At 44.2% G+C, this 3,000-nt stretch carries 5 protein-coding genes; 2 read left to right on the forward strand and 3 right to left on the reverse strand.

What is annotated here, in order from left to right; translation table 11 throughout:
• Together RMO55_RS11050 and RMO55_RS11055 are read left to right on the forward strand one after the other, a co-directional pair.
• A partial coding sequence (locus RMO55_RS11050; protein WP_310426521.1) for an HAD-IA family hydrolase occupies nt 1-497 on the forward strand: 497 nt, incomplete at its 5' end.
• 247 nt (nt 498-744) lie between these two features.
• On the forward strand, nt 745-1,428 hold the full coding sequence (locus RMO55_RS11055; protein WP_310426522.1) for a BON domain-containing protein: 684 nt from the start codon (nt 745-747) through the stop codon (nt 1,426-1,428).
• Nucleotides 1,429-1,559: 131 nt separating this feature from the next.
• Here the strand turns inward: RMO55_RS11055 and RMO55_RS11060 are convergent, their stop codons facing one another.
• Genes RMO55_RS11060 through RMO55_RS11070 form a run of 3 tightly spaced genes read right to left on the reverse strand, consistent with a single transcriptional unit; the run spans nt 1,560 to nt 2,893 of the window.
• A complete protein-coding gene (locus tag RMO55_RS11060; RefSeq protein WP_310426523.1) occupies nt 1,560-2,066 on the reverse strand; it encodes a type II toxin-antitoxin system YhaV family toxin in 507 nt (168 codons plus the stop codon).
• Entirely contained in the window at nt 2,063-2,398 is a 336-nt protein-coding gene (locus RMO55_RS11065; RefSeq protein WP_310426525.1) for a hypothetical protein, read from the reverse strand. The genes RMO55_RS11060 and RMO55_RS11065 overlap by 4 nt, the downstream gene beginning before the upstream one ends.
• Before the next feature lie 42 nt (nt 2,399-2,440).
• Nucleotides 2,441-2,893, reverse strand: a complete 453-nt coding sequence (locus RMO55_RS11070) for a hypothetical protein (protein ID WP_310426527.1) — start codon at nt 2,891-2,893, stop codon at nt 2,441-2,443.
• Nucleotides 2,894-3,000 lie beyond the last annotated feature (107 nt).

Genomic DNA, 3,000 nt, shown 5'->3' on the forward strand with positions numbered 1-3,000 from the left:
TTCAGGGGATGATGGAGCGCAAAAATCATTATTATGTGGAATCGATCAAAACTATTACCCCCCAAAATATCTTCCCAGGAGCCGTTGAATTATTAACAGAACTCCGACAAGCGGGACTCAAAATCGCGATCGGTTCTGCGAGTAAAAATGCCCGCACCGTCATCGATAAATTAGGTATTGGTCATCTGGTGGATGCGATCGCCGATGGTGATAGTGTCGAGCCACCTAAGCCAGCTCCAGACCTATTTTTGTATGCTGCTCAACAGATCGGACTTGCTCCCGATCGCTGTGTGGTAGTTGAAGATGCCACCGTGGGCGTTCAAGCGGCGATCGCGGCGGGGATGAGATCGATCGGCATCGGCCCCATTACTCGCGTTGGAGCCGCAAGCATCGTGCTACCAAACCTGATTGGCGTTCACCTAGTCGATCTTCAAACTCAATTAAAACTAGCTCCAGAAAAAACCATCCAACCGACACGCAAAAAAAATCTGGAATGAATAAAACAACAGTTAAAATAATTAAAAAAACACTCGTTATTCTAATTATTGCTGTTAGCTAAAATATTAATTCGCAACTTGAGTTTAAATTCATGACACAAACTAAATCAACCTGAAAATCGAATCATAGACGATCACATAATAACTGAAATTTACGATACAGCAGTTAGTTAATAAACTCGTAACCACAACTGCCAAATCGAATACTAAATACATCAATAAATCAGATAAAACAAAGGAAAAACAAATGATTAATATTCTAGATAAAACTGACACCGAAATCAAAACTGATGTATTGTCAGAACTCAAATACGATCCCAGTCTCAAAGTCACAGAAATCGGTGTCTTAGTCACAGATGGCGTTGTCACACTCAATGGCTACGCTACCAGCTTTGACGAGAAATTGGCAGCCGTCCATGCAGTTAAACGGGTGGCTGGGGTGTTGGCGATTGCTGATGATATCGAACTCCATATCCCCGATGCCAACCACCGCACTGATAGCGAAATCGCCGCAGCCGCCGCTCACAAAATTGCCTGGGCTACCACAATTCCCACCGGAACTGTCGAGATCACGGTGCGGAATGGTTGGATTGTTCTCGAAGGTGAGGTGGAGTGGTGGTATCAAAAGAATGCAGCCGAAACCGTCATGCGATCGATCGCAGGCGTTCATGGGGTATCAAATTCAATTTCAATTAAACCCACGGATAAAATTCCCGCAGTTGGCATGGATATTGAAGCGGCATTTGCTCGCAATGCCATGTTAGATGCCAGCAAAATCCGCATCGAGATTGTGGGTAGCAAAGTCATCCTCCACGGCACAGTGCGGACGCTTGCCCAGCGTGAGGAAGCCGAACGCATTGCCTGGGCTGCTCAAGGCGTGTTTTCGGTGGAAGATCATCTCGCCGTCAAGTGGTATACAAATGGAGATTAGCAATAGAAATCAAGATGAATAATATGACCTTCTTTTTACTTAGGGTAGGTAATGAAACAACTGTTGCATAACTTACTTTAACAAAGAGCAGGGGTTTAAATCCCCCACCCTAAAAACCCAATTATTAATTCTCAATTCCCGAAGAGATCGATCGCATTAATATCATCTTCTAAATCAGCTTCAGCAATGAGTTCATCCTCAAGATCGAATTCAGCCACCAGTGATTCATAGGAGTCAGGTAGTTTACCATTAGCAACCATCCTTGAAAAAACTTGATAACAGTCGCGACGGTCGCCTTCCTTGCGTGGAAAACCCAGCCACAGGATAATAATTACTTTCCGAGTAGCAAAGGCTCTGAAAAATAGCCGATAGCGTTGCGGTAGACCCATTTTCTTGAGCCTACCATATCGTTCGAGTGGCTTTCGCAGTCCAAAATGACTGGCGAAAGGATCTAACGAGATTTTGTCCCTGATGCCGGAATCAATCGCTTTAAGCAGTTTGACATCAGGATGGGTGACAAAATCTTTAGGGTCTAATTTCGATTTCAGTTTGACCACCTTGGCGGTTAAGTCCTCCCATTGAAGGTGAAAATCGGTGTAGAACAGAATCGTCCAACCATTGGCATCGAATGGGTTCATTCATCTTCATCCACAACGACACCAGCCAGTAATTCATCCATCTCGTCAGCCATTTCTTGGGTGTAGAGAGTGAGTGAATCCGGTTTAGCAATCGCAAACTTCAGCAACGAATCTAGGAACAGCTTCATCATCAGGCTTTCATCATCATCTAGGTCGGATTCTAGCGATCGATCGGGTTCCAGATGCACCAGAAAGGTGTTCTCATCGATCATTTCGATATGACCTTTAGCAGTCACCAAATGGGGATGGTCGTGAGAGAAGGCTTTAGGCAGACGAAACCCGTCTTGGCTGCCGATTTTAGCTGGACTAATGGGATAACTTTTAGATGGCATAGATCGTCAAATATTATTACAAATCATTATAACAAAGTTGAATTAATTACCCCCGTATTTCCGACTCATCGTTTCAAATTTCCGCTGTTCCCCTGCTTGTTTACGTTGGCGATAGCGTTGTTGTGCCTCCACTAATACCGCTGCCATCAAGTCTGGATTTTGAGTGCAAGCCAGATAAGCCGCTTCCAAAAACGTTTCTCTCGTAATCTTACTCTTACTACACACCTGCTCTAGCTCCGAATCAATGTCTCGATCGATTCGGAGTGTCCGCCGCACCGCCTCTCGTTCTTGGATGTCTTGGGCTAGTTCTGGTTTGGTCAAATTAGCTTGACTAACTTCAGCTATAACGTCTTGACTAATTTCAGTCTTTACTGAATGACTAATTTCAGTTTTTGTGTCATCACTAGAATCCGTCAATGATTTGTTTCGCGCCGGAACCGTTGCTCTAGTTCGATCTTTCAGCCGACTAAAAGCATCGTTTGGAGAATTACTCATGAATTTGCACCCAATAATCGGACAATTTCTTCAAAGGGATATTCGAGTTGGGGATGTCCCAATTCTGAAGGTAGTTTGTTTTGGTCGATCGTCTTCTTGAATTGTTC

Origin of the sequence: Chamaesiphon sp. VAR_48_metabat_135_sub, from assembly GCF_031418915.1 — a bacterium.
GTDB lineage: Bacteria > Cyanobacteriota > Cyanobacteriia > Cyanobacteriales > Chamaesiphonaceae > Chamaesiphon.

What these genes read in the sequence shown, in the direction of transcription:
- RMO55_RS11070 (WP_310426527.1), bottom strand. Translation starts at nt 2,893, where the DNA reads ATGAGTAATTCTCCAAACGATGCTTTTAGTCGGCTGAAAGATCGAACT.
- RMO55_RS11065 (WP_310426525.1), bottom strand. Translation starts at nt 2,398, where the DNA reads ATGCCATCTAAAAGTTATCCCATTAGTCCAGCTAAAATCGGCAGCCAA.
- RMO55_RS11055 (WP_310426522.1), top strand. Translation starts at nt 745, where the DNA reads ATGATTAATATTCTAGATAAAACTGACACCGAAATCAAAACTGATGTA.
- RMO55_RS11060 (WP_310426523.1), bottom strand. Translation starts at nt 2,066, where the DNA reads ATGAACCCATTCGATGCCAATGGTTGGACGATTCTGTTCTACACCGAT.